The organism is Symbiopectobacterium sp. Eva_TO (genome assembly GCF_053848865.1).
In genome coordinates this window covers 477,257-497,085 of sequence record NZ_JBSPEY010000004.1, presented here as the reverse complement: position 1 = coordinate 497,085, position 19,829 = coordinate 477,257, and the positions used below count along the sequence as shown (strand labels likewise).

Here is a 19,829-nt window from a genome sequence, read left to right as displayed (position 1 = left end):
AACCGCAAGGGCGCAGAGATAGCTGCGCCCTTTTTTATTAACCGGCAACGGGTAATCGCTCAGGCGTCAGCGCATTGATGCAGCGCTGTACCACACCGTCGACGGGTACAGCGATATCTATCGCCACCACATCCGGTTCGTCCGCCTGTGGCGTTTCCAACGCCATAAACTGACTTTTCAGCAAACTTTCCGGCATGAAATGGCCTTTACGCTGCTGCATACGCGCTAGCACCAGCGCGTAATCTCCCGTCAGCCAGAGAAAGGTAATACCGTGATTTTCCTTCCTCAGCCGATCGCGGTAGCGTTTTTTCAGCGATGAACAGACCAGAACGCCTGTCTCATTCTTTTGTTGCAGGCTGAAGATCACATCGTTCAACCGCTCAAGCCAAGGTTCACGGTCATCATAATTCAGCGCCAGCCCTTGTGACATCTTGAGAATATTGTGACGCGGGTGCAGATCGTCACCATCAATGAACTTGGCCCCTAACCGCTGTGCCAACTGCGCACCCACGCTCGATTTTCCCGTGCTGGATACGCCCATGATCACCACGCATTGTCCTGCCATAACGGCTCCTTGTTACACCGCGTGCTTAAACGGCAACCAGCATGCCGCCATCAACAAAAAACAGATGTCCGTTAACAAAATCAGATGCCCGTGAGGAGAGATAAACCGCCGCGCCGATCAGCTCTTCCGGGTTACCCCAGCGCGCCGCGGGCTTACGTTTACGCAGCCATTGGGTAAAGGCTTCATCCTCGACCAGCGCTTTGGTCATGTCGGTTTTGAAATAACCCGGCGCAATGCCATTGACCTGAATGTTATAACGCGCAAGTTCAACGCACATACCACGCGTCAGCATTTTCACCGCCCCTTTAGAGGCGGCATAGGGGGTAATGGTCACCTCGTTATACACATCTCTGTTCGTGCCTGAGCGCGCGTAGCGTTTCGGCGGCCGTCATGACTTTCTGCAAGCCTTTCCTGATAGTTTTTGCGCCTGGTTCACCGTCGCCTTTTCGAGCAAGAAAGCCTCCCAGTTGCGCAACTAAGCGCAATACTTCGTTTAGCTTAGGGCGGCCCTTGGGCATACGCTTGTTCATCAGTAGGTAAGCTCCATGAGTCTCGTCGGAATCAAAGAACAACATTGCGTCCAGCTCTGGACAGGTTCGTCCCATACGCATTAAATAGGCGATGCGCCATGCCACGATCATGAACAGCGCCAATGCCCGCTCAATGCGATCCACGGTCGATAACTGTAACGCTTCGACACAGCAGCCGTTCTTCAGCACATTGAAGAACATCTCGATTTCCCATCTAGCCCGATACCAGTCGATCAGCTCCACGATATCTTCTCGTCCTTCAGGTACGCGATTGCTCAGCAACCGCCACTCGACCGGCTTCACGCCATATCGTTATACACATCTTTTGGCCATTTTTTGAACAGGATGCTCAGAACCCCGTGAATTAAGGCATTCAAGCCATCCCATTGGCTTTTTGAGGTTCAAAATGCCACTCTGAGATAAACCCGTAACTCATTGATTAAACAGTGCGTTAGAACGATGTGTATAACGATATGGCTTCACGCCTGCTGGCGGCTCAATTTCCTTGGCTATCACACAAGTCACTGCCAACCCGCAACGCAGCGACACTCGCTTCACGCGCAGCGCCTGTTTCACCGTACGCACCTTCTGCCCCGCGCGAGCCGCCATAACGAATTGGATTTCTCCCACCGGCACGGTCTTTCCAACCTTCTGCCAAAGCTTCTCATTACAGTCCAGACTGCGATTATGAGTCGAGCGGATCAACCAGTCAGCCGGAGTGCCAAGGTCATCAGCGAGCTGCATCAACGCCTTGATATCCGCTTCGCGATCGGCTAAGTACACCAGACGTGTGTTTGGCAACTCCGAGGCGAGTTCAGCAACTCGCTCGTATCCCTCGAGCCAGCGCGTACTCTCCTTGAGCCCATCGCGTTTTCCGTCTGCATCCTTCGGCTCTCTTGCCCACATCCACGCATCCAGTACGCCCAACCCCACGCGATCCGGACTGACCGCGTAGGTCGGATGCAGGTACAGACCACGCCTGGCTTCGTAGTTCAAGGGACCCAAGCCTTGGATTTGCTGCCCGTTGAAGTCAAGCTCGGTAGTGTCTTGGATACACAGCACAACCTCGTGTTCTCGGATCCTTTCCTGCGTACGCTGCCAGTGAGGTTGCAGAATGTCTCGCCATTCGAATGCTTGGTTCTCCATGAAGCGGTAAGCACCCAGCGTCTCAGACCATCCGAGGCACGCATGCGGAATGCTGGCTTGCGGATTCTCAGCCAGCCGTATCAAAAGCCCTTTGGCGCGCTTATTGAGCCTCGTGTCACCAAGATTTACCCCTTCCAGTTCTTGGTGTGCCCAGCCATCTGAATCTCGTGTCATTTTTCAGCGCCGTAAATGGCGATAGTACACGTCGGTTTCACTTCATTTACAACCCCACCGGCTGCCTATTTCAGCCCGCTAACCCTTGGCATATAAGGCGTTGCGGACTTGTGTATAACGAGGTGGGTAATGGTGTCCCGCCCAAGCTCACTCTGCATTGAGCAGATATTAATAATCTTGCCGCGTTGCCGTTTCACCATAAAGCGAGATACCGCCTGAAAAACCAGAAACACGGATTTCTGATTGACGTCGATCACCGCATCCCATTCATTTTCAGGAAACTCAGTGAAAGGGTGACGGCGTTGGATGCCGGCATTATTTATTAGCACGTCAATTGCGCCAATATTTTCTTCAATATCAGCAATGGCGTTATTAACCGCCTGACCGTTGGTCACATCAAAGGCGCAGGCATCAGCCACAAACCCAGCATCACGTAATTGGCTGGCAGCATGTTGGGCACGATCGTCAGTAATATCGTTGATAATAATATCAGCACCTTGCTCGGCTAAACCTTGCGCCAACAGAAAACCAATACCCTGCGCTGAACCCGTAATAAGGACTTTTTTATTTGTTAACGAAAAAAGATCTTTCATTATGCTTTCCCGATAAATAATAGAACGGCTTGTCCTATTGATAGCGATAAGAAACTCAAAGCCCGCAGAAAAGAAGGCTCAATAAGTGATCGTGTGGGGGGCTTTGTTGAATAAACAGATTTTATGCTACCAGCCCAGTAAAACGATTGTTTCCAGCAACGTAAAATCATGCAGTTAAGCATCATGAGAAAACGGAATGCCTGAGGTGATAAGCATTTTCTACCAAAATGGGCATAGTAAAACAGCACGATTCCCTATTATTCAACAAAGCCTGCCTTATCATTTAATTTGGCATCCAGGAATGTTTTTCAACATTATCCTGCTGCACGATAAGATGCAGATGATAACAATGCAAAATAAACAGGTAACCATGATGACTACTAAAAAATTAGCTGTTCAGCGTTGGTGGTATTTAATGCCCATCATTTTTATTACCTATAGCCTCGCCTATCTCGATCGCGCCAATTATGGTTTCGCGGCCGCATCCGGTATTGAGGTGGATTTGGGCATCAGCAAGGGAACGTCTTCACTGATTGGCGCGCTGTTCTTTCTCGGCTATTTCTTCTTTCAGGTTCCGGGCTCCATTTACGCCGTTAAACGCAGCGTGCGCAAACTGATTTTTGTCAGCCTGATCTTGTGGGGGTTGTGTGCCGCCACCACGGGGTTGGTCAATAATATCCCGATGCTGATGGTGATCCGTTTCATCCTCGGCGTGGTAGAAGCCATATCGTTATACACATCTTTTGGCCATTTTTTGAACAGGATGCTCAGAACCCCGTGAATTAAGGCATTCAAGCCATCCCATTGGCTTTTTGAGGTTCAAAATGCCACTCTGAGATAAACCCGTAACTCATTGATTAAACAGTGCGTTAGAAAGATGTGTATAACGATATGGGTAGAAGCGGCGGTGATGCCCTCCATGCTGATTTACATCAGCACCTGGTTCACCAAAGAGGAACGTTCGCGCGCCAACACCTTTCTGGTATTGGGCAATCCGGTCACCGTGCTGTGGATGTCCATCGTCTCCGGCTACCTGATCAATGCGTTCGGCTGGCGTGAAATGTTCATTATCGAAGGCGCGCCGGCGATTATCTGGGCATTTATCTGGTGGTTCCTGGTACGTGATAAGCCCTCTGAAGTCACCTGGATGAGTGCTCAGGAAAAGGCGGATTTCCAGGCGGTGATGGATGCGGAGCAGAAGAACATCAAGCCGGTACGCAACTATGGTGAAGCTTTGCGTTCACGCAATGTGATTATTCTGTGTGCCGTTCATGCTTTGTGGAGCATCGGGGTTTACGGCTTTATGATGTGGATGCCGTCAATCCTCAAATCGGCGGCCTCTCTGGATATCGTTTCCGTCGGCTGGCTCTCGGCACTGCCTTACTTTGCTGCCATCGTGCTGATGCTGACGGTCTCCTGGCTGTCGGACAAAATGCAAAACCGTAAGCTCTTTATCTGGCCCCTGCTGTTGATCGCATCGTTAGCCTTCTTCACCTCTTACGCCATTGGCGCGCAGCACTTCTGGGTGTCTTATGCGCTGCTAGTGGTTGCGGCTGCCTGCATGTACGGCCCCTATGGTCCGTTCTTCGCGCTGATTCCTGAACTGTTGCCTAAAAACGTTTCTGTGGTATCGATTGGTTTGATCAACAGCTTTGGTGCACTGGGCGCATTCCTCGGGGCCTGGCTGGTCGGCTACCTCAACGGCATTACCGGCAACCCAAGCATGTCCTATAGCTTTATGGCCGTTGCTTTGCTGCTCTCTGTGGTATTAACCATTACGGTTAAAGCGCCGGGCAGTGAAAAAAAAGCGCAACTCGCCGCTTCACACCGTTAATACTCATGACGCCGCTCTGCTGAGCGGCGTCAACGCGGCTGATCCATTTACCTAAAACAGTCATTCCCACCTACCTCTGTCATTCCCACACAGGTGGGAATCTCTTGCAGATTACACACGTTTCTTCTGGCAGAGATCCCCGGCTTGCGCCGAGGATGACGCAGCATAAAGAGGCTTTGTCTGCACGGCCCTTACTTATTACGCCTAACGCATTCGCCACTCCCTTGATATCATCCAGCTCCCGCCCGCAGCGAGTGTGGTAAAATCGCGCTCCATTCCTTCTTTTCCTATTACACAACAGACAGGTATCCATGAAACGTGAATTGGCGATTGAGTTTTCCCGCGTGACAGAAGCTGCCGCGCGGGCATGCTACAAATGGCTTGGCCGTGGCGATAAAAATGCCGCCGATGGTGCGGCGGTGCAGGCCATGCGCATCATGCTCATTCAGGTTGATATCAACGGGCAGATCGTGATCGGTGAAGGCGAGATCGACGAAGCCCCCATGCTTTACATCGGTGAGCAAGTCGGCACCGGCGTGGGCGATGCGGTGGATATCGCCGTCGATCCCATTGAAGGCACACGAATGACGGCGATGGGGCAAGCCAATGCGCTTGCCGTACTGGCCGTCGGTGAAAAAGATACCTTTCTGCACGCGCCCGACATGTACATGGAAAAGCTGATCGTCGGCCCTCAGGCCAAAGCTGCTATCAATCTGGCACTGCCACTAGCGGATAATCTGCGCAACATCGCCATCAAAATTGGCAAACCGTTACAGCAGCTTACGGTGATCACACTGGCGAAACCTCGCCACGATGGGGTGATTGCCGAGATGCAACAACTGGGCGTGAAAGTGTTTGCTATTCCCGACGGTGATGTCGCGGCCTCAATTCTGACCTGGATGCCTGACAGCGAAGTCGATGTGATGTATGGCATCGGCGGCGCGCCGGAAGGGGTGATTTCCGCTGCGGTGATCCGTGCGCTGGATGGCGATATGCAAGGTCACCTGCTGGCTCGTCACCAGGTTAAAGGGGACAGTGAGGAAAACCGCCGTTTGGGCGAGCGCGAGCTGGAACGTTGTGCGGAAATGGGGATCGAAGCCGGACGTGTACTCACTCTGAGCGATATGGCGCGTAATGACAACGTGATCTTCTCGGCTACCGGCATCACCACAGGCGACCTGTTGGAAGGGATTGCCCGTCAGGGTAACATCGCCACCACCGAAACCCTGCTGATTCGCGGCAAATCACGCACCATCCGGCGTATTCGTTCAACACATTATCTCGATCGCAAAGATCCCGCGTTGCATGACTTCCTGCTGTAATAGCATGAATGCACAACGTCTATTGTATTGATTGTTTCACTGTTGTTAAAAAATCGCGTATCGTAAAGGCCCTCTCCCCTGACGCACAGTTTTGTAAGGGGATGGCCTGAGTGGCCGAAAAACATCAGGAGCACAGCACTATGGCAGAGTGGGTAACCGGTAACGTTATTCAGGTAACAAATTGGACGGACAGCCTTTTCAGCATTCAGGTTCAGGCGCCGATTGCCGCGTTCACTGCGGGCCAGTACACCAAACTGGGATTGGAAATTGGCGGCGAACGCATTCAACGCGCCTATTCCTACGTGAATGCCCCCAGTAATCCCATTCTTGAGTTTTATCTGGTCACGGTGCCGGACGGCAAGCTCAGCCCGCATTTGCATGCTCTGCAACCCGGAATGCCACTGGAAATCACCAAAGAGGCGGCAGGTTTCTTTGTACTGGAAGAAATCCCTGACTGTGACACGCTGTGGATGCTTGCGACCGGCACCGCTATCGGCCCTTATCTGTCGATTTTAGAGGAAGGGAAAGATCTGGAGCGTTTCAAGCACATCGTATTAGTGCACGCGGCGCGTTTTGCCAATGACCTTAGCTACTTACCCAAGATGCAGCAGCTACAGCAGCGTTACGGCGATAAACTGCGGATACAAACGGTCATCAGCCGGGAAACACAGGTAGGCTCACTGACAGGACGCGTTCCGGCGCTTATCAGCAGCGGAGCGTTGGAGAAGGCGGTCGGGTTGCCACTCAATGCGCAAACCAGCCATGTGATGCTGTGCGGTAACCCGCAAATGGTGCGCGATACCCAGCAATGCCTGAAAGAACAACGGGAGATGACCAAGCACCTGCGTCGCCGCCCGGGGCATATTACCAGTGAGCATTATTGGTGAGAAGATTCGGTGTGGCTGGCTTACAACTATCTGCCCGTATAGGCAACACGGTGTTTTTTACGCGGTAATGAAAGGTTATTTTTCAGAAAAATAACTAAGCCAGTCATACACATCATCAAACAGCTGAAATGGTGACGCGAGTCACGTTGATGATCTGGCCATATTCCTCATGGGTCAACGTCAGCGGCACAGTATACCAGCCTGTTTTAGGCTCAACTCCACCTTCCAGTAACATGCTTTTAAGTAAAATTTTAAGGCGTTGTGCAGGTTCACAACTGGTGTTGGTGATTACCGCCTCCAGGCTACTCTCCTGCTTGGCCACAACGTGACGGCATATTTTTATCGCCAGTTCAGCATCCTGCCGGCTTTGTTGAATAAATCAGAACTTGTAACGACTGTGCCCCAGGTCGATTGTTACGTGATGCGAATACTGTTCGGCATTCCTAATAGCGTGATCCGGTTAAGCGCTTTGACCATCGCCATGGCTTCACCCACCTGAGCATCGTAGTCACGCAGACTTAGATGACCACCCAGAAGCGTTTTGAACCGGAACATGGTCGTTTCAGCCACTGAGCGTCGGTGATAGCCCACTTTCTTTTTCCAGGTATCGTTGCTGCCGCTCAGGCGCTGATTTGCAACAGCGTGGTTACGCTCGTGGTAGTGGTCCGGCCAATATTGCGCCCCCCTTCGCGGCGGGATAAGCGGCCTTATTTTCTTCCTCAGCAGAGCATCATGGCAGTAACCTGTATCGTAAGCGCCGTCAGCCGATGCCTCTCTGATTTTCCGGTGGGTCTGGTTTATCAGTGCCGGTAGAGCCTGGGCATCAGTCGTACCACTGAGCGACAAATCCGCACAGATAATCTCATGCGTCGCACTGTCTACTGCCAGATGCAGCTTACGCCACACCCTGCGTCTGTCGGCACCATGCTGCCGGACTTTCCATTCGCCTTCGCCAAAGACCTTCAGGCCGGTTCCATCAATGACCAGATGTGAGATTTCACCACGGGTTGGCGTTTTTATGCTGATGTTCACTGTCTTTGCTCGCTTGCTGAGCAGCGAATAGTCTGGACAATGCAGCGACAATTTAATCAGTTTAAAAATCGAGTCAACAAAACCCTGTAAAGCCCTCAATGAATCTATGGTCACCCCCATTTTTGCAACACTGATCTTTGATTAATGGTGGGCTTGCTTAAATCTATCCGGCGTCTTTATGGCCAAGGATGCCCGCGCCACGATGAGTTTCGCACCTGATATTCCTAAAAAGGCCATCGGCTTCATTGAGCCATTTTCATTTTTTGGTTTTATATCAGGCCGTCAGGCCGTTCATGTCATCAATAATCAGTCTTCGCAAAACCAGATGGGTAACTTCGTTAAATTGCTGACTGTTAGACCAGCATTACTGTTCAAACACGGTATTTCGTGTCGTTATTGCCCAAGCTATTCGAGCTAATTTATTTGCTAATGCACAGCACACAACGCAAGAATGTTTCCTGCCCAACTGAGACCTTACCCAATCAGCTAATCTCCCTGATTGATGGTCAATTCTTAGGATAAATACCCGCGCACATTGAACAAGCAATCGGCGAAGGTTTTTATCTCCACGCTTGCTAATACCCAGCAGAGTATTCTTCCCTCCAGTACTGTATTGGCGGGGTACAAGACCGGTGGAAGCGGCAAAATTACGACTGTTTTCATATTGCTTGCCATCGCCTAACTGTGATGACAAAACGCTGGCTGTTATCGGTCCAACACCTGGGATGGTCATTAAATGCTGGCCAGTTTCATCTAAATAGCTGTTCCTAATACCGCTACACTTTTGCCTGTCTGTAGTGGTCAACTAATATTGGCCACCGCATTAGACTGTATGTAGAACAGTCGCTCAGATTCGTTTGGAGTTAAGCCGCCGTTATACCAGTGAGGCCGGATAGCGCTGTAATACCCCGTGATGTAGCGGATAATCGCGTCCTGGGCTTCGCTGAAGCTGTTGTAACCCTTTGTCGGCACCCATTCTGTCTTCAGGCTGCGGAAGAACCGCTCCATTGGCGCATTATCCCAGCAGTTACCCCGCCGACTCATACTCTGCTTTATCCGGCAGCGCCACAGGGCTTGCCGGTATTGACGGCTGGTATAGTGGCTGCCCTGGTCGCTGTGGAACATGACTCCTGTTGGTTGTCCCCGGAGTTCCCAGGCCATCTGCAACGCTTTAACTGTCAGCGCCGAGTCCGGCGACGTCGACATGGCCCAGCCCACCGGTTTGCGGGCGAACAGATCTAGCACCACCGCAAGGTAAGCCCAGCATTTGCCCGTCCAGATGTAGGTCACATCGCCGCACCAGACCTGATCCGGCGCGGTAACCGCGAACTGGCGGTTGAGATAGTTCGGTATTTCAACGTGTTCATTGCCGCCGCGTTTGTATTTGTGAGCCGGTCGCTGGCAGCTGGCGATACCCAGCTCCTTCATCAGCTTGCCAGCCAGCCAGCGCCCCATTTTGACACCAGAGCTGCCGGTGACGATGGTCGCGATACTTCGAGCGCCGGCAGAGCCGCCGCTGGCGTTCCAGGCTTCCATGACGCGGCTACACTTAACCACGCGCTCACCGTCGGGTTCATTAGCGGAAGCCTGCCAGTGCCTGTAGCTGCTGCGATGTACCTCAAAAGTTTGGCACAACGCCGTGACCGGGTATCGCGCCCTCAGCCTGTCGACTACCGTGAACCGTTGAGTGAGTCCGACATTAAGAGCGCCGTAGCCTTTTTTAGGATTTCGTTCTCCATTTCAAGGCATTGGACTTTTTTCTTCATCTCACGCAGCTCGAGCTGTTCAGGGGTAAGAGGAAGTCCCGTTGGCGTTTTTCCCTGTCGTTCAAGGCGAAGCTTATTGACCCAGCGACTAATGGCAGAATGGCTGACATTAACCGCCTCTGCGGCCTTAACGTATGTGTAGCCGTGGTCGACAACCAGCTTTGCGGCTTCGAGCTTAAATTCCGCCGTAAAATGTTTACCCATGAGGTCACCTGTCGTGTTGATGAGGTGAGCATATCACCTCCGCTCAGGTGGCCAGTATCAGTGTGCCACTACACTCCATTGTCTGCTGAATGATGGCGATTTTCTCTTGCGGAGTTTTACGCTTACGGACTTCTTGCCTTAACAGGATCCCGGTCATTTCAAAATTAGCATGATTGTTAGACATATATCTAAGCCTATCTCTTATCTGGAGATACAGCTACTGTCTGGTGTTACAGGGGGCTACATCACCTGTCACTAAATCATCAGCATAAAAGTACCCGCCCACACCATCAGCATGAATGAGATACCCATAAAAAAATACTTCACTGATTGTCATCTCCAGCAAACATACGCCTGCAACGATTCCGATTGTGCGTCTTTTTGGAAAGCATTTACCCCTGCGAACCGACGCAGAGCGAGGGCTTTCCGTCTGTCATAAACAGGGCATGCCCGTTATGATGGAATCGGCGCTAAATCTACGCCTGGTGAGGGTTGAATATCAATAGGGGGAAGGAGGAAAATGCAATAAATAGCATTAAAAAGCAGCCTGTTCGAGAGCGTCTTTGAGCGAAAAAAAGGCATGTGATGGCGATTAATGCTACCAATAATCGCGCTATTGAGAGGAAAATGCGATAAAGGATATCTAGGCTGTGTCCCTTAATTTGTATTAGCTCAGACCTGATCTGACAGTTACCGGTTATTTATACAGTTGTCTGTCAGATTAAATCTGGTTCAGATTTTTTTCTGCCCAGACTCGTTTACCATCAAGTAACGTGGCCATTGGCGTACGCCCGCAGCACATTTTACCCTGATGAGTTCGCTCATTATTGTAATGCCACAACCAGTTGTCCAGATCCTTTTGTAGACTTTCTAGGTCCTCGTATAACGTCTTACGGAACGCAACCTGATAAAAATCCTGCAAAATAGTTTTATGGAAGCGCTCGCAGATACCGTTTGTCTGCGGAGACATCGCTTTCGTTTTCGTATGGTCTATATCGTTGATAGCCAAGTACAGCTGATAGTCATGTTGTTCCACTTTACCGCAGTATTCCGTCCCCCTGTCCGTCAGTATTCTTAGCATTGGCAGCCCCTGAGCTTCGTAGAACGGCAGCACGCGATCATTGAGCAGGTCGGCGGCAGAGATCGGTGCTTTACTCGTGTAAAGCTTGCAGTGCGCCACTTTCGAGTACGTATCCACGAACGTCTGCTGGTAGATACGGCCAACACCTTTCAGATTACCCACGTAGAAGGTGTCCTGCGACCCCAGATAACCCGGGTGAGCAGTCTCTATTTCACCACAGGCTTCGTCGTCGTGCGCCTTCTTCTCCAGTGCAGCGATTTGAGCATCAGTAAGTACGATGCCTTCTCTGGCAACTTTTTCCTCAAGTGCCTTCAGGCGCTTACGAAAGTTTTCCAGATCGTGTCGTTGCCAGATGGAGCGCACACCGCTGCCAGAAATGAAGACGCCTTTTTTACGCAGCTCATTACTGGTCCGGTGCTGGCCATGAGCCGGGAACTCAATGGCGTAATCAACAACCGCACGTTCAGTGGCTTCATCAGCACGGTTTTTCAGGTTGGGAACCCGGCGGTTTTGGTTAACCAGAGCGTCAATGCCGCCTTCTGCCGCCAGTTCCTGATAGCGATAAAACGTGTCGCGTGACACCCCCATGATTTTACAGGCTTTTGATACGTTACCGAGTTCTTCGGCGAGATTGAGCAGGCCGGCTTTGTGTTTGATGATGGGATTGTTAGTATGAAGCATGAGAGTTACCTCGTGTTTTGTATAAGGATTCGACACCCATATCAAAACCGGTAACTCTCAACCTTTCAAGGTCCAGTGTCAGATCAAGTCGCGACTAATACATATTAATGTACGGACGAGATACTCACTCTATTCGGTTTCGGCGCAAACCAAATCACCAGTGCAGCGACAGCAAAAATAGCAGCAATCACCATAAAGATATGATTGGTGGCAACCATGACGCTCTGCCCTTGTAGCATCCACTCTATCGAACCGCGAACAGTGTCCATGATCATGCCATCATTCAGCATATTATGGGTGGCTACCGCCTCCCTGTCCGTCAGACCGGCCAGCTCCGCATGCACATAGCGGGTTTGGTTCTCCCAGGACGTGTTGACCATGGAGGTAGCGAAAGCCACCTCGTTATACACATCTCTGTTCGTGCCTGAGCGCGCGTAGCGTTTTGGCGGCCGTCATGACTTTCTGCAAGCCTTTCCAGATAGTTTTTGCGCCTGGTTCACCGTCGCCTTTTCGAGCAAGAAAGCCTCCGAGTTGCGCAACTAAGCGCAATACTTCGTTTAGCTTAGGGCGGCCCTTGGGCATACGCTTGTTCATCAGTAGGTAAGCGCCATGAGTCTCGTCGGAATCAAAGAACAACATTGCGTCCAGCTCTGGACAAGTTCGTCCCATACGCATTAAATAGGCGATGCGCCATGCCACGATCATGAACAGCGCCAATGCCCGCTCAATGCGATCCACGGTCGATAACTGTAACGCTTCGACACAGCAGCCGTTCTTCAGCACATTGAAGAACATCTCGATTTCCCATCTAGCCCGATACCAGTCGATCAGCTCCACGATATCTTCTCGTCCTTCAGGTACGCGATTGCTCAGCAACCGCCACTCGACCGGCTTCACGCCTGCTGGCGGCTCAATTTCCTTGGCTATCACACAAGTCACTGCCAACCTGCAACGCAGCGACACTCGCTTCACGCGCAGCGCCTGTTTCACCGTACGCGCCTTCTGCCCCGCGCGAGCCGCCATAACGAATTGGATTTCTCCCACCGGCACGGTCTTTCCAACCTTCTGCCAAAGCTTCTCATTACAGTCCAGACTGCGATTATGAGTCGAGCGGATCAACCAGTCAGCCGGAGTGCCAAGGTCATCAGCGAGCTGCATCAACGCCTTGATATCCGCTTCGCGATCGGCTAAGTACACCAGACGTGTGTTTGGCAACTCCGAGGCGAGTTCAGCAACTCGCTCGTATCCCTCGAGCCAGCGCGTACTCTCCTTGATCCCATCGCGTTTTCCGTCTGCATCCTTCGGCTCTCTTGCCCACATCCACGCATCCAGTACGCCCAACCCCACGCGATCCGGACTGACCGCGTAGGTCGGATGCAGGTACAGACCACGCCTGGCTTCGTAGTTCAAGGGACCCAAGCCTTGGATTTGCTGCCCGTTGAAGTCAAGCTCGGTAGTGTCTTGGATACACAGCACAACCTCGTGTTCTCGGATCCTTTCCTGCGTACGCTGCCAGTGAGGTTGCAGAATGTCTCGCCATTCGAATGCTTGGTTCTCCATGAAGCGGTAAGCACCCAGCGTCTCAGACCATCCGAGGCACGCATGCGGAATGCTGGCTTGCGGATTCTCAGCCAGCCGTATCAAAAGCCCTTTGGCACGCTTATTGAGCCTCGTGTTACCAAGATTTACCCCTTCCAGTTCTTGGTGTGCCCAGCCATCTGAATCCCGTGTCATTTTTCAGCGCCGTAAATGGCGATAGTACACGTCGGTTTCACTTCATTTACAACCCCACCGGCTGCCTATTTCAGCCCGCTAACCCTTGGCATATAAGGCGTTGCAGACTTGTGTATAACGAGGTGAGCGAAAGCCCCTGACAAAGTACGAATAAAATTCATCAACCCTGCGGCAGAATCCATATCTCGCTCAAGCACGCACCCAAGCGCAATTCCGGTCAAGGGAACAAAAAACAGTGGCATACCGATGCCCTGGAACAACATGGGCAGACTTATCTGGGAAAATGTCATGTTCATGTCGGCCTCGCTGCGAAACAGCGTCCACAGGCCGAGCCACAGCACCCCCGTGAACACCAGAGGACGCGGATCGATTTTCGTCGCCAGCGTGGCAATCAGCGGTGCCAGAAATACCGCCAGTACACCCATCGTTGCCGTTGAGTAACCGGCTATGGTCGCGGTATAGCCCATGTAGATTTGCAGCCACAAGGGGGTCAGCACGGTAATGCCAAAGAACGCGCCAAACGCCAGTGAGAGCGTCACCATACTGGTCGTAAAACCGCGATGACGGAAACACTCTGAGATCCACCACCGGATTGCGCTCGGTCAGTTCCCAAATCAGGAAGGAGATAAAGCCAATCAACGCAATAATTGCCAGAATGACAATGCGCGTTGAAGCGAACCAGTCATGATCCTTACCTTCATCGAGCATGATCTGCAAGGCGGACACCCAGACCACCAGCAACACCAGTCCCACAACGTCAATGCGCGATTTTGCCGTCTGCGTTTCATAACGTTGCAGCATCTTCCAGCACATAAAACCCGCCGCAATAGCAAAGGGCGTCTTACAGATAAAGATGTAGTGCCAGCTAAACTGATCGCAGATAACGCCACCGAGAATCGGTCCCATAATCGGGGCAACCAGGGTGGTCATACTCCAAATGCCGATGGCAACGTGGCTTTTATCTTTCGGGAAAATACGCATCATCAACGTCTGAGACAGCGGCATTAACGGCCCGCCGGAAAAACCCAGAAAGACGCGAAACAGCACCAGCATATTCATACTGGTCGCCATCCCGCACAGCGTTGAAAATACGCCGAACATCAGCAGACAAATCACGAAAACCCGCAGGGCACCAAAACGGGAAGCCAACCAACCAGTCAGAGGAACAGAAATAGCCTCCGCCACCGCGTAGGATGTGATGACGTAAGTTCCCTGACTGGTTGACGTCCCCAGACTCCCGGCAAGATTCGACACAGAGACGTTGGCGATGGTGGTATCGAGAATGGCCAAAAAATTGGCCATCACCAGACACAGGGTCCCGATGACAAGCGCAGCGACGGTCAACGGCTGCTGAAAGGTATTCTGCGTAGTGTTGTGGCTCATGGTTATGCGCCTTAATCCTGACGAGCCGTTGTCAGGCCTTCATGACCCGATGCTGCCAGATCCAAGGTGTTATGCGTATCGATGGTAGCAATCATTGACAAGCCAACCTGTAGCGGGTGTTTCGCCAGTTCCTGCTTGTCCAGCGTAATACGCAGCGGCAGACGTTGAACCACCTTGATCCAGTTGCCCGTTGCATTTTGCGCTGGGATCATGGAGAACGCTGAGCCCGTGCCGCCAGAGACACCGCTCACCACACCGTGATACACCACCTTGTCGCCATAAATATCAGCTGTAACTTCAACAGGTTGACCAATTTTCACGTGACGCAGTTCAACCTCTTTAAAGTTGGCGTCGATATGCACGTCGTGCAACAGCACCACCGTCATCAAGCGCTCGCCGTTCTGTACCCGTTTACCAATCTGTACCTGACGTCTGGCAATAACCCCATCGACCGGCGCTTTGATAATGGTGCGGGCCAAATCCACCTGTGCCTGTTCCACCTTGGCTTTCGCCAGAATCGCCTCTGGGTTGGTTTCCACCGTGGCATCAATGGTCAACGCCGCATTGGCTTTTTTCGCACCGATGGTCGATAAGCGATTGGCCACCGACTGCGCCGCCGCCGCTTTGGCGACATTGAGGTTAGATTCAGCCTGGGCCATCGCATTACGTGCGTTTGTTAATTCCTCACCGGATACCGCACCGGACTTTGCCAGCGCCTCGCGCCGCGTTAAATCCATCTGCGCTTTGGTGAAGTCAGCCTGTGAGGCTGCCAGCCGCGCTTGCGCCTGCGTTTCATCCGCTTCCCGCGCCTTGACTTGCGCGGCCAATCCCTCGTCGGTCGCCATGTAGCTGCTCACACGCCGCCGCGATTGCCCCAGCATCGCCTCGGCCTGCTCCAGTGCCAAGCGAGCATCAGTGTCATCCAGTTGTACCAGCACGTCTCCCTGCTTCACCCACTGCGTATCCACCACATTCACCGCCTGCACAATGCCGGTAACCGAAAGCGTCACTTCCGCCACCTCCGCCGCACTGTAGGCGTTATCGATGGTGACATAGCGCGAACCCACCACCGCATACCACACGCCGTAGCCGCCCGCGGCGATAACCACCGCAGCCGCCAATCCCATAAACCCTTTTTTACACGATGAGGCCGCGCGCGATGCATGAAAATGTGTGTCCGCCGCAGGCGTGGTAGAGTCATTATTTCGCTGTGACATAGAAAAACTTCCTGCAAGTCGAGAGAGGATTAAGAAGCATCAAATCCTCCGCCTAGCGCGTGGATTAATGAAACATCGAGTGAGAACGCCTGTGATTGCAAATTCACTAATACGCGCTGGGTATCCAGCATGGCGTCCTCTGTTGTCAGGACATCGAGATAGGTCGCCAGGCCACCGCGATAGCGTTTATCTGCAATGAGATACGCCGCTTTGGCGTTTTCAAACGCATTTTCACTTTTTGACAGACGCGCTTTCAGCGCATTAGCTCGGGTAACCACATTGGCCACATCGTGCAATGCCAGCGTCAGCGTGTTGTTGTACGTCGCTACGGACTCTTCGTAATTGGCTTCGGCGGAGGTTAATTGCCCGGATAAACGGCCACCGGTGAAAATGGGCAGATACAGCGCAGGTCCAATGCTTCCGGCATCGTTGCCCGAGCGCGTCAGATTATTCAAGCCGAACGACTGATAACCAATAAAACCGGCAATGCTGACATCGGGGTAGTAGGCGGCTTTAGCGACGTGAATGCGTTTTGCCGCGGCTTCAACGCGCCAACGCGCGGCGCTGATGTCCGGACGGTGGCCCAGTATGTTGATGCCAGTGTTAGCAGGCAAATTGAAGGACTCATCCAAATGGATCGCCGGACGCTGAATAGAAAGTCCCCGGTCAGGCCCGTCGCCCAACAGTGCGGCAATGGCATTTTTCTGTAGCTGAATGGCCTCATCGGAGGCAATCAATTCGGCCTCAGCGCTCGCTTTCAGCGCCTGCACCTGTTTGAGCACGCCGTCAGTTTCTAGCCCATTGAGATTGCGCTCTGTCATCAACTCAACGGTTTTGCTACGAATTTCCAACGCATTCTGCGTCGTGTCACGGTTGAGGTACAAACGTGCCAGCTCCGCATAGGACTGCACCAAAGCGGCTTGGAGCAGTAATTTTGCCGACTGCATTTCCGCACCGGCCGCCGCATAATCTGACGTTGCAGCGGCGACTTCAGCACGATTTTTGCCCCAAAAATCGAGATTAAAACTCAGATTAGCAGTCGCAGAGCCGTAGTCATTCCAGCCGTGCGGTGGCATATAAGCCTGATAGGCATAGCTCACCTTACTCTTTGACGCAGACGCTGACGCGCCAACTTGCACAGAACGAATCGCGCCAATTTGCTCGGCGATCCCAGCCGCGTTCTTTAATCGAGACTCGGCTATTTTTAAGGTTGGCTCAGAAGCCAGCGCCATTTCCATCAGGCTGTCCAACTGTCTGTCGTGGTAGCGTAGCCACCACTGCGCGTCTGGCCAGCGGCCCTCTTTTGCGGTGGTCAGCGACTGTGAAGAGGCCAACTCATCGGCACGTTTTATGTGGCTCAGTGTGTTGTCTGGAGCGGTTGAACAGCCCGCCAGGATGAGCACTGCGGCAAGCATTGAAAACCGCAAATCAGGAGGTAACAGGCTGCGATTTATTAACTTATTGATTTTCAAGACACACCATTTGATACCGTACAGTACGATATTGTTTTAGCTTGACATAAAACGATAGTCAAGAGAAGCTTGCCCATTGGACGGAAAGAGAAGAGAAGCGTATGCGAGTTAAAAGTGAAACCAAGCGTCAAGCCATTCTGGATATCGCGACGCGCGCATTTATAGAGCAGGGATTCAACAACACGTCGATGTCGGAGATCGCCAGTCGCGTCGGGGGCTCCAAATCAACGCTCTATAACTATTTCAGTTCCAAAGAAGAGATCTTCTCTGCTGTCATGGCATCGTCAGCCAAAACCAACATCGCGGAAGCGTTCGAATCAGTAGACCCAAAGAAAGATATCGAAACGACGCTTAATCAATTTGGCCGCAATTACCTCTCCTCAGTGCTGAGCAGTGGCCTGATGGCAATCTGGCGCATGGCGATTAGCGAATCAGAACGTAGCGATATTGGCCGCTTGTTTTATGCCGAAGGGCCACAAAAGGGCTGGAAGCGGTTAAGCCATTACCTGAGTAAAAAAAGCGACGAAGGCATTCTGCGTCACTCAGACAGTTGGGTATGCGCGATGCATTTGAAAGGGCTGATTGAAGCGGAGTTGTTTCTTGTCGCGGCATTGGGCGTCGACACCGCGCCTGACGCCAAACGCATTGAAGACGCGGTTTCTCGTGCCATCACAGTATTTCTGCTCGCTTATCGGGCTGAAACGTCGAATCAGTAAACCGTAGAGTGCCGCCAATAAAAAAGAAGCTCAGGATTGAGCTTCTTTTAAGGCATTGAACAGGTCGTCAGGCAGCGACCTTAGCGCATCGTCACAAACTCTTCCGATGCGGTCGGATGAATCGCCACGGTATTGTCGAAGTCGCGTTTGGTCGCGCCCATTTTCACCGCTACGGCAAAGCCTTGCAGCATTTCATCCATGCCAAAGCCGATACCATGTATGCCCACGATTTTCTCTTCCGGCCCAACACACACCAGCTTCATGCGGCACGGTTGACGGTGCTGGGTTACTGCGGTGTACATCGCGGTGAAAGAAGAGGTGTAGACCTTAACCTGGTCATCACCGAATTTTTCCCGCGCTTGCGGTTCGGTCAACCCGACAGTGCCAATCGGCGGATGGCTGAACACCACGGTCGGAATATTAGTGTAATCCAGATGCTCTTCCGGCTTGTTGTTAAACAGCCGTTCTGAGAGGCGACGCCCCGCCGCAACAGCCACAGGCGTCAGTTTGACAGCGCCTGTGTTGTCACCCACCGCATAAACACCCGGCACGTTGGTGTTCTGGTATTTATCTACCTTGATAAAACCGCGCTCGTCTTTGATGACGCCCGCCGCTTCTAGGTTGAGGTTATCGGTTGCCGGTTCACGGCCAATCGCCCAAATCAGGCAATCCACGGTATAGGATTCACCGTTGGTCAGATGCAGAGTCAGACTACCATCAGCGTTTTTCTCAACCGCCTGAGGCGTAGGTTCGGTATGCAGCATCGGCCCTTCTGCCTTCATCACTTCCACCAGCGTAGTGAAGATCAGCGGATCGAAGCTGCGTAACGGCGCGTGCTTGCGCACAAACAGATGGGTTTCGGAACCGAGCGCGTTCACAACGCCAGCAATTTCAACGGCGATATAGCCCGCACCGACAATTGCCGTGCGCTTTGGCAAGCCGTCAAGCGCAAAAAAACCGTCGGAATCGATACCGTACTCAGCCCCGGGAATCGAAGGACGCGTTGGCCGGCCGCCCGTCGCGATAACAATATGGTCGGCAGTAATGGTTTCGCCATTCACTTCAACGGTGTGCGCATCGACAAAACGCGCAAAACCGTGGATAACGTCTACCTTGTTTTTGCCCAGCACATTGTTGTAGGAATGATGAATGCGATCGATGTAGGCACTGCGGTTCTTCACCAGGACATCCCAGTTGAAGGCGTTAACGGTGGTATCAAAACCATAGTCCGGCCCATACTGGTGGATCGCTTCGGCAATCTGCGCCGCATGCCACATGACCTTTTTCGGTACGCAGCCGACATTAACGCAGGTGCCGCCCAGATACTTTGCTTCAATCAACGCACATTTTTGCCCATACATTGCCGCACGGTTAATGGACGCAATACCGCCACTGCCGCCACCGATAGCGAGATAGTCATAATGCTTTGTCATGAGAAGATCCATGGTTAAGTGAAGAGAATAAAACGCAGTGTAACCCTTGAACTCGGTCT

Annotated in this window: 15 protein-coding genes and 10 pseudogenes; 6 read left to right on the top strand and 19 right to left on the bottom strand. The window is 52.2% G+C overall.

Features of this window, described 5'->3' with window-relative positions; genetic code table 11:
• Positions 1-37 precede the first annotated feature (37 nt).
• The 5 genes and pseudogenes from ACWWJF_RS04565 to ACWWJF_RS04545 form a co-directional block, all read right to left on the bottom strand.
• Positions 38-565 (bottom strand): gluconokinase, encoded by a 528-nt coding sequence (locus ACWWJF_RS04565; RefSeq protein ID WP_455868784.1) that lies wholly within the window; start codon positions 563-565, stop codon positions 38-40.
• Between the two features lie 25 nt (positions 566-590).
• A pseudogene (locus ACWWJF_RS04560) lies at positions 591-896 on the bottom strand (SDR family oxidoreductase); the annotation flags it as partial.
• Positions 897-903: 7 nt separating this feature from the next.
• A pseudogene (locus ACWWJF_RS04555) lies at positions 904-1,401 on the bottom strand (IS4 family transposase); the annotation flags it as partial.
• 180 nt (positions 1,402-1,581) lie between these two features.
• Positions 1,582-2,415, bottom strand: a pseudogene (locus ACWWJF_RS04550) (IS4 family transposase); the annotation flags it as partial.
• 83 nt (positions 2,416-2,498) lie between these two features.
• Positions 2,499-3,008 (bottom strand): annotated as a pseudogene (locus ACWWJF_RS04545) (SDR family NAD(P)-dependent oxidoreductase); the annotation flags it as partial.
• A 370-nt stretch (positions 3,009-3,378) separates the two neighbouring features.
• On the opposite strand from ACWWJF_RS04545, the pseudogene ACWWJF_RS04540 reads away from it, so the two are divergent.
• The 4 genes and pseudogenes from ACWWJF_RS04540 to fpr all read left to right on the top strand — a co-directional run.
• Positions 3,379-3,732 (top strand): annotated as a pseudogene (locus ACWWJF_RS04540) (MFS transporter); the annotation flags it as partial.
• 171 nt (positions 3,733-3,903) lie between these two features.
• Positions 3,904-4,842, top strand: a pseudogene (locus tag ACWWJF_RS04535) (MFS transporter); the annotation flags it as partial.
• Positions 4,843-5,153: 311 nt separating this feature from the next.
• Positions 5,154-6,164: a class II fructose-bisphosphatase gene (gene glpX, locus ACWWJF_RS04530; protein ID WP_455868783.1), complete on the top strand. Its 1,011-nt coding sequence runs from the start codon at positions 5,154-5,156 to the stop codon at positions 6,162-6,164.
• 140 nt (positions 6,165-6,304) lie between these two features.
• The gene (fpr, locus tag ACWWJF_RS04525) at positions 6,305-7,051 is read left to right on the top strand and encodes a ferredoxin--NADP(+) reductase (protein ID WP_455870928.1); all 747 of its coding nucleotides are present in this window, start codon (positions 6,305-6,307) and stop codon (positions 7,049-7,051) included.
• A gap of 115 nt (positions 7,052-7,166) precedes the next feature.
• Here the strand turns inward: fpr and ACWWJF_RS04520 are convergent, their stop codons facing one another.
• Both ACWWJF_RS04520 and ACWWJF_RS04515 read right to left on the bottom strand, forming a co-directional pair.
• Complete coding sequence (locus tag ACWWJF_RS04520) at positions 7,167-7,373, bottom strand: hypothetical protein (protein ID WP_455868782.1); 207 nt, start codon at positions 7,371-7,373, stop codon at positions 7,167-7,169.
• A gap of 92 nt (positions 7,374-7,465) precedes the next feature.
• A pseudogene (locus ACWWJF_RS04515) lies at positions 7,466-8,182 on the bottom strand (IS5 family transposase); the annotation flags it as partial.
• Positions 8,183-8,261: 79 nt separating this feature from the next.
• On the opposite strand from ACWWJF_RS04515, the gene ACWWJF_RS04510 reads away from it, so the two are divergent.
• Complete coding sequence (locus tag ACWWJF_RS04510; protein WP_455868475.1) at positions 8,262-8,501, top strand: hypothetical protein; 240 nt, start codon at positions 8,262-8,264, stop codon at positions 8,499-8,501.
• Here ACWWJF_RS04510 and ACWWJF_RS04505 read toward each other — a convergent pair.
• The 11 genes and pseudogenes from ACWWJF_RS04505 to ACWWJF_RS04455 all read right to left on the bottom strand — a co-directional run.
• Positions 8,448-8,837: pseudogene (locus ACWWJF_RS04505) on the bottom strand (transposase); the annotation flags it as partial. The gene ACWWJF_RS04510 and the pseudogene ACWWJF_RS04505 overlap by 54 nt on opposite strands.
• Before the next feature lie 47 nt (positions 8,838-8,884).
• A protein-coding gene (locus ACWWJF_RS04500; protein ID WP_455868400.1) for an IS3 family transposase occupies positions 8,885-10,053 on the bottom strand; the annotation gives its coding sequence in 2 pieces (ribosomal slippage) (positions 8,885-9,798 and positions 9,798-10,053; 1,170 coding nt in all).
• Positions 10,054-10,126: 73 nt separating this feature from the next.
• Positions 10,127-10,210, bottom strand: a pseudogene (locus ACWWJF_RS04495) (tpnC protein); the annotation flags it as partial.
• Between the two features lie 98 nt (positions 10,211-10,308).
• Positions 10,309-10,380, bottom strand: a complete 72-nt coding sequence (gene ypdK, locus ACWWJF_RS04490; protein ID WP_195314225.1) for a membrane protein YpdK — start codon at positions 10,378-10,380, stop codon at positions 10,309-10,311.
• Between the two features lie 394 nt (positions 10,381-10,774).
• Positions 10,775-11,815 (bottom strand): IS481 family transposase, encoded by a 1,041-nt coding sequence (locus tag ACWWJF_RS04485; protein ID WP_455868660.1) that lies wholly within the window; start codon positions 11,813-11,815, stop codon positions 10,775-10,777.
• A gap of 104 nt (positions 11,816-11,919) precedes the next feature.
• On the bottom strand, positions 11,920-12,225 hold the full coding sequence (locus ACWWJF_RS04480) for a hypothetical protein (protein WP_455868781.1): 306 nt from the start codon (positions 12,223-12,225) through the stop codon (positions 11,920-11,922).
• On the bottom strand, positions 12,218-13,549 hold the full coding sequence (locus ACWWJF_RS04475) for an IS4 family transposase (RefSeq protein ID WP_455868780.1): 1,332 nt from the start codon (positions 13,547-13,549) through the stop codon (positions 12,218-12,220). The genes ACWWJF_RS04480 and ACWWJF_RS04475 overlap by 8 nt, the downstream gene beginning before the upstream one ends.
• Before the next feature lie 65 nt (positions 13,550-13,614).
• Positions 13,615-14,091, bottom strand: a complete 477-nt coding sequence (locus tag ACWWJF_RS04470) for a hypothetical protein (RefSeq protein ID WP_455870927.1) — start codon at positions 14,089-14,091, stop codon at positions 13,615-13,617.
• A 22-nt stretch (positions 14,092-14,113) separates the two neighbouring features.
• A pseudogene (locus ACWWJF_RS04465) lies at positions 14,114-14,932 on the bottom strand (DHA2 family efflux MFS transporter permease subunit); the annotation flags it as partial.
• Positions 14,933-14,943: 11 nt separating this feature from the next.
• Complete coding sequence (locus ACWWJF_RS04460; RefSeq protein WP_455868779.1) at positions 14,944-16,149, bottom strand: HlyD family secretion protein; 1,206 nt, start codon at positions 16,147-16,149, stop codon at positions 14,944-14,946.
• A 29-nt stretch (positions 16,150-16,178) separates the two neighbouring features.
• Positions 16,179-17,621: an efflux transporter outer membrane subunit gene (locus ACWWJF_RS04455; RefSeq protein ID WP_455868778.1), complete on the bottom strand. Its 1,443-nt coding sequence runs from the start codon at positions 17,619-17,621 to the stop codon at positions 16,179-16,181.
• A 101-nt stretch (positions 17,622-17,722) separates the two neighbouring features.
• Between ACWWJF_RS04455 and ACWWJF_RS04450 the strand changes: the two genes are divergently transcribed.
• Positions 17,723-18,337, top strand: a complete 615-nt coding sequence (locus ACWWJF_RS04450; RefSeq protein ID WP_455868777.1) for a TetR/AcrR family transcriptional regulator — start codon at positions 17,723-17,725, stop codon at positions 18,335-18,337.
• 80 nt (positions 18,338-18,417) lie between these two features.
• On the opposite strand, the gene gorA is transcribed toward ACWWJF_RS04450, so the two are convergent.
• Positions 18,418-19,770 carry a glutathione-disulfide reductase gene (gene gorA / locus ACWWJF_RS04445; protein WP_455868776.1) on the bottom strand — a complete coding sequence of 451 codons (1,353 nt, stop codon included), beginning with the start codon at positions 19,768-19,770 and terminating at the stop codon, positions 18,418-18,420.
• Positions 19,771-19,829 lie beyond the last annotated feature (59 nt).

Excerpts from the sequence above, each read along its gene's own strand:
- ACWWJF_RS04565 (WP_455868784.1), bottom strand. The coding sequence starts at position 565 with ATGGCAGGACAATGCGTGGTGATCATGGGCGTATCCAGCACGGGAAAA.
- glpX (WP_455868783.1), top strand. The coding sequence starts at position 5,154 with ATGAAACGTGAATTGGCGATTGAGTTTTCCCGCGTGACAGAAGCTGCC.
- fpr (WP_455870928.1), top strand. The coding sequence starts at position 6,305 with ATGGCAGAGTGGGTAACCGGTAACGTTATTCAGGTAACAAATTGGACG.
- ACWWJF_RS04510 (WP_455868475.1), top strand. The coding sequence starts at position 8,262 with ATGGCCAAGGATGCCCGCGCCACGATGAGTTTCGCACCTGATATTCCT.
- ACWWJF_RS04485 (WP_455868660.1), bottom strand. The coding sequence starts at position 11,815 with ATGCTTCATACTAACAATCCCATCATCAAACACAAAGCCGGCCTGCTC.
- ACWWJF_RS04475 (WP_455868780.1), bottom strand. The coding sequence starts at position 13,549 with ATGACACGGGATTCAGATGGCTGGGCACACCAAGAACTGGAAGGGGTA.
- ACWWJF_RS04470 (WP_455870927.1), bottom strand. The coding sequence starts at position 14,091 with ATGGTGACGCTCTCACTGGCGTTTGGCGCGTTCTTTGGCATTACCGTG.
- ACWWJF_RS04460 (WP_455868779.1), bottom strand. The coding sequence starts at position 16,149 with ATGTCACAGCGAAATAATGACTCTACCACGCCTGCGGCGGACACACAT.
- ACWWJF_RS04450 (WP_455868777.1), top strand. The coding sequence starts at position 17,723 with ATGCGAGTTAAAAGTGAAACCAAGCGTCAAGCCATTCTGGATATCGCG.
- gorA (WP_455868776.1), bottom strand. The coding sequence starts at position 19,770 with ATGACAAAGCATTATGACTATCTCGCTATCGGTGGCGGCAGTGGCGGT.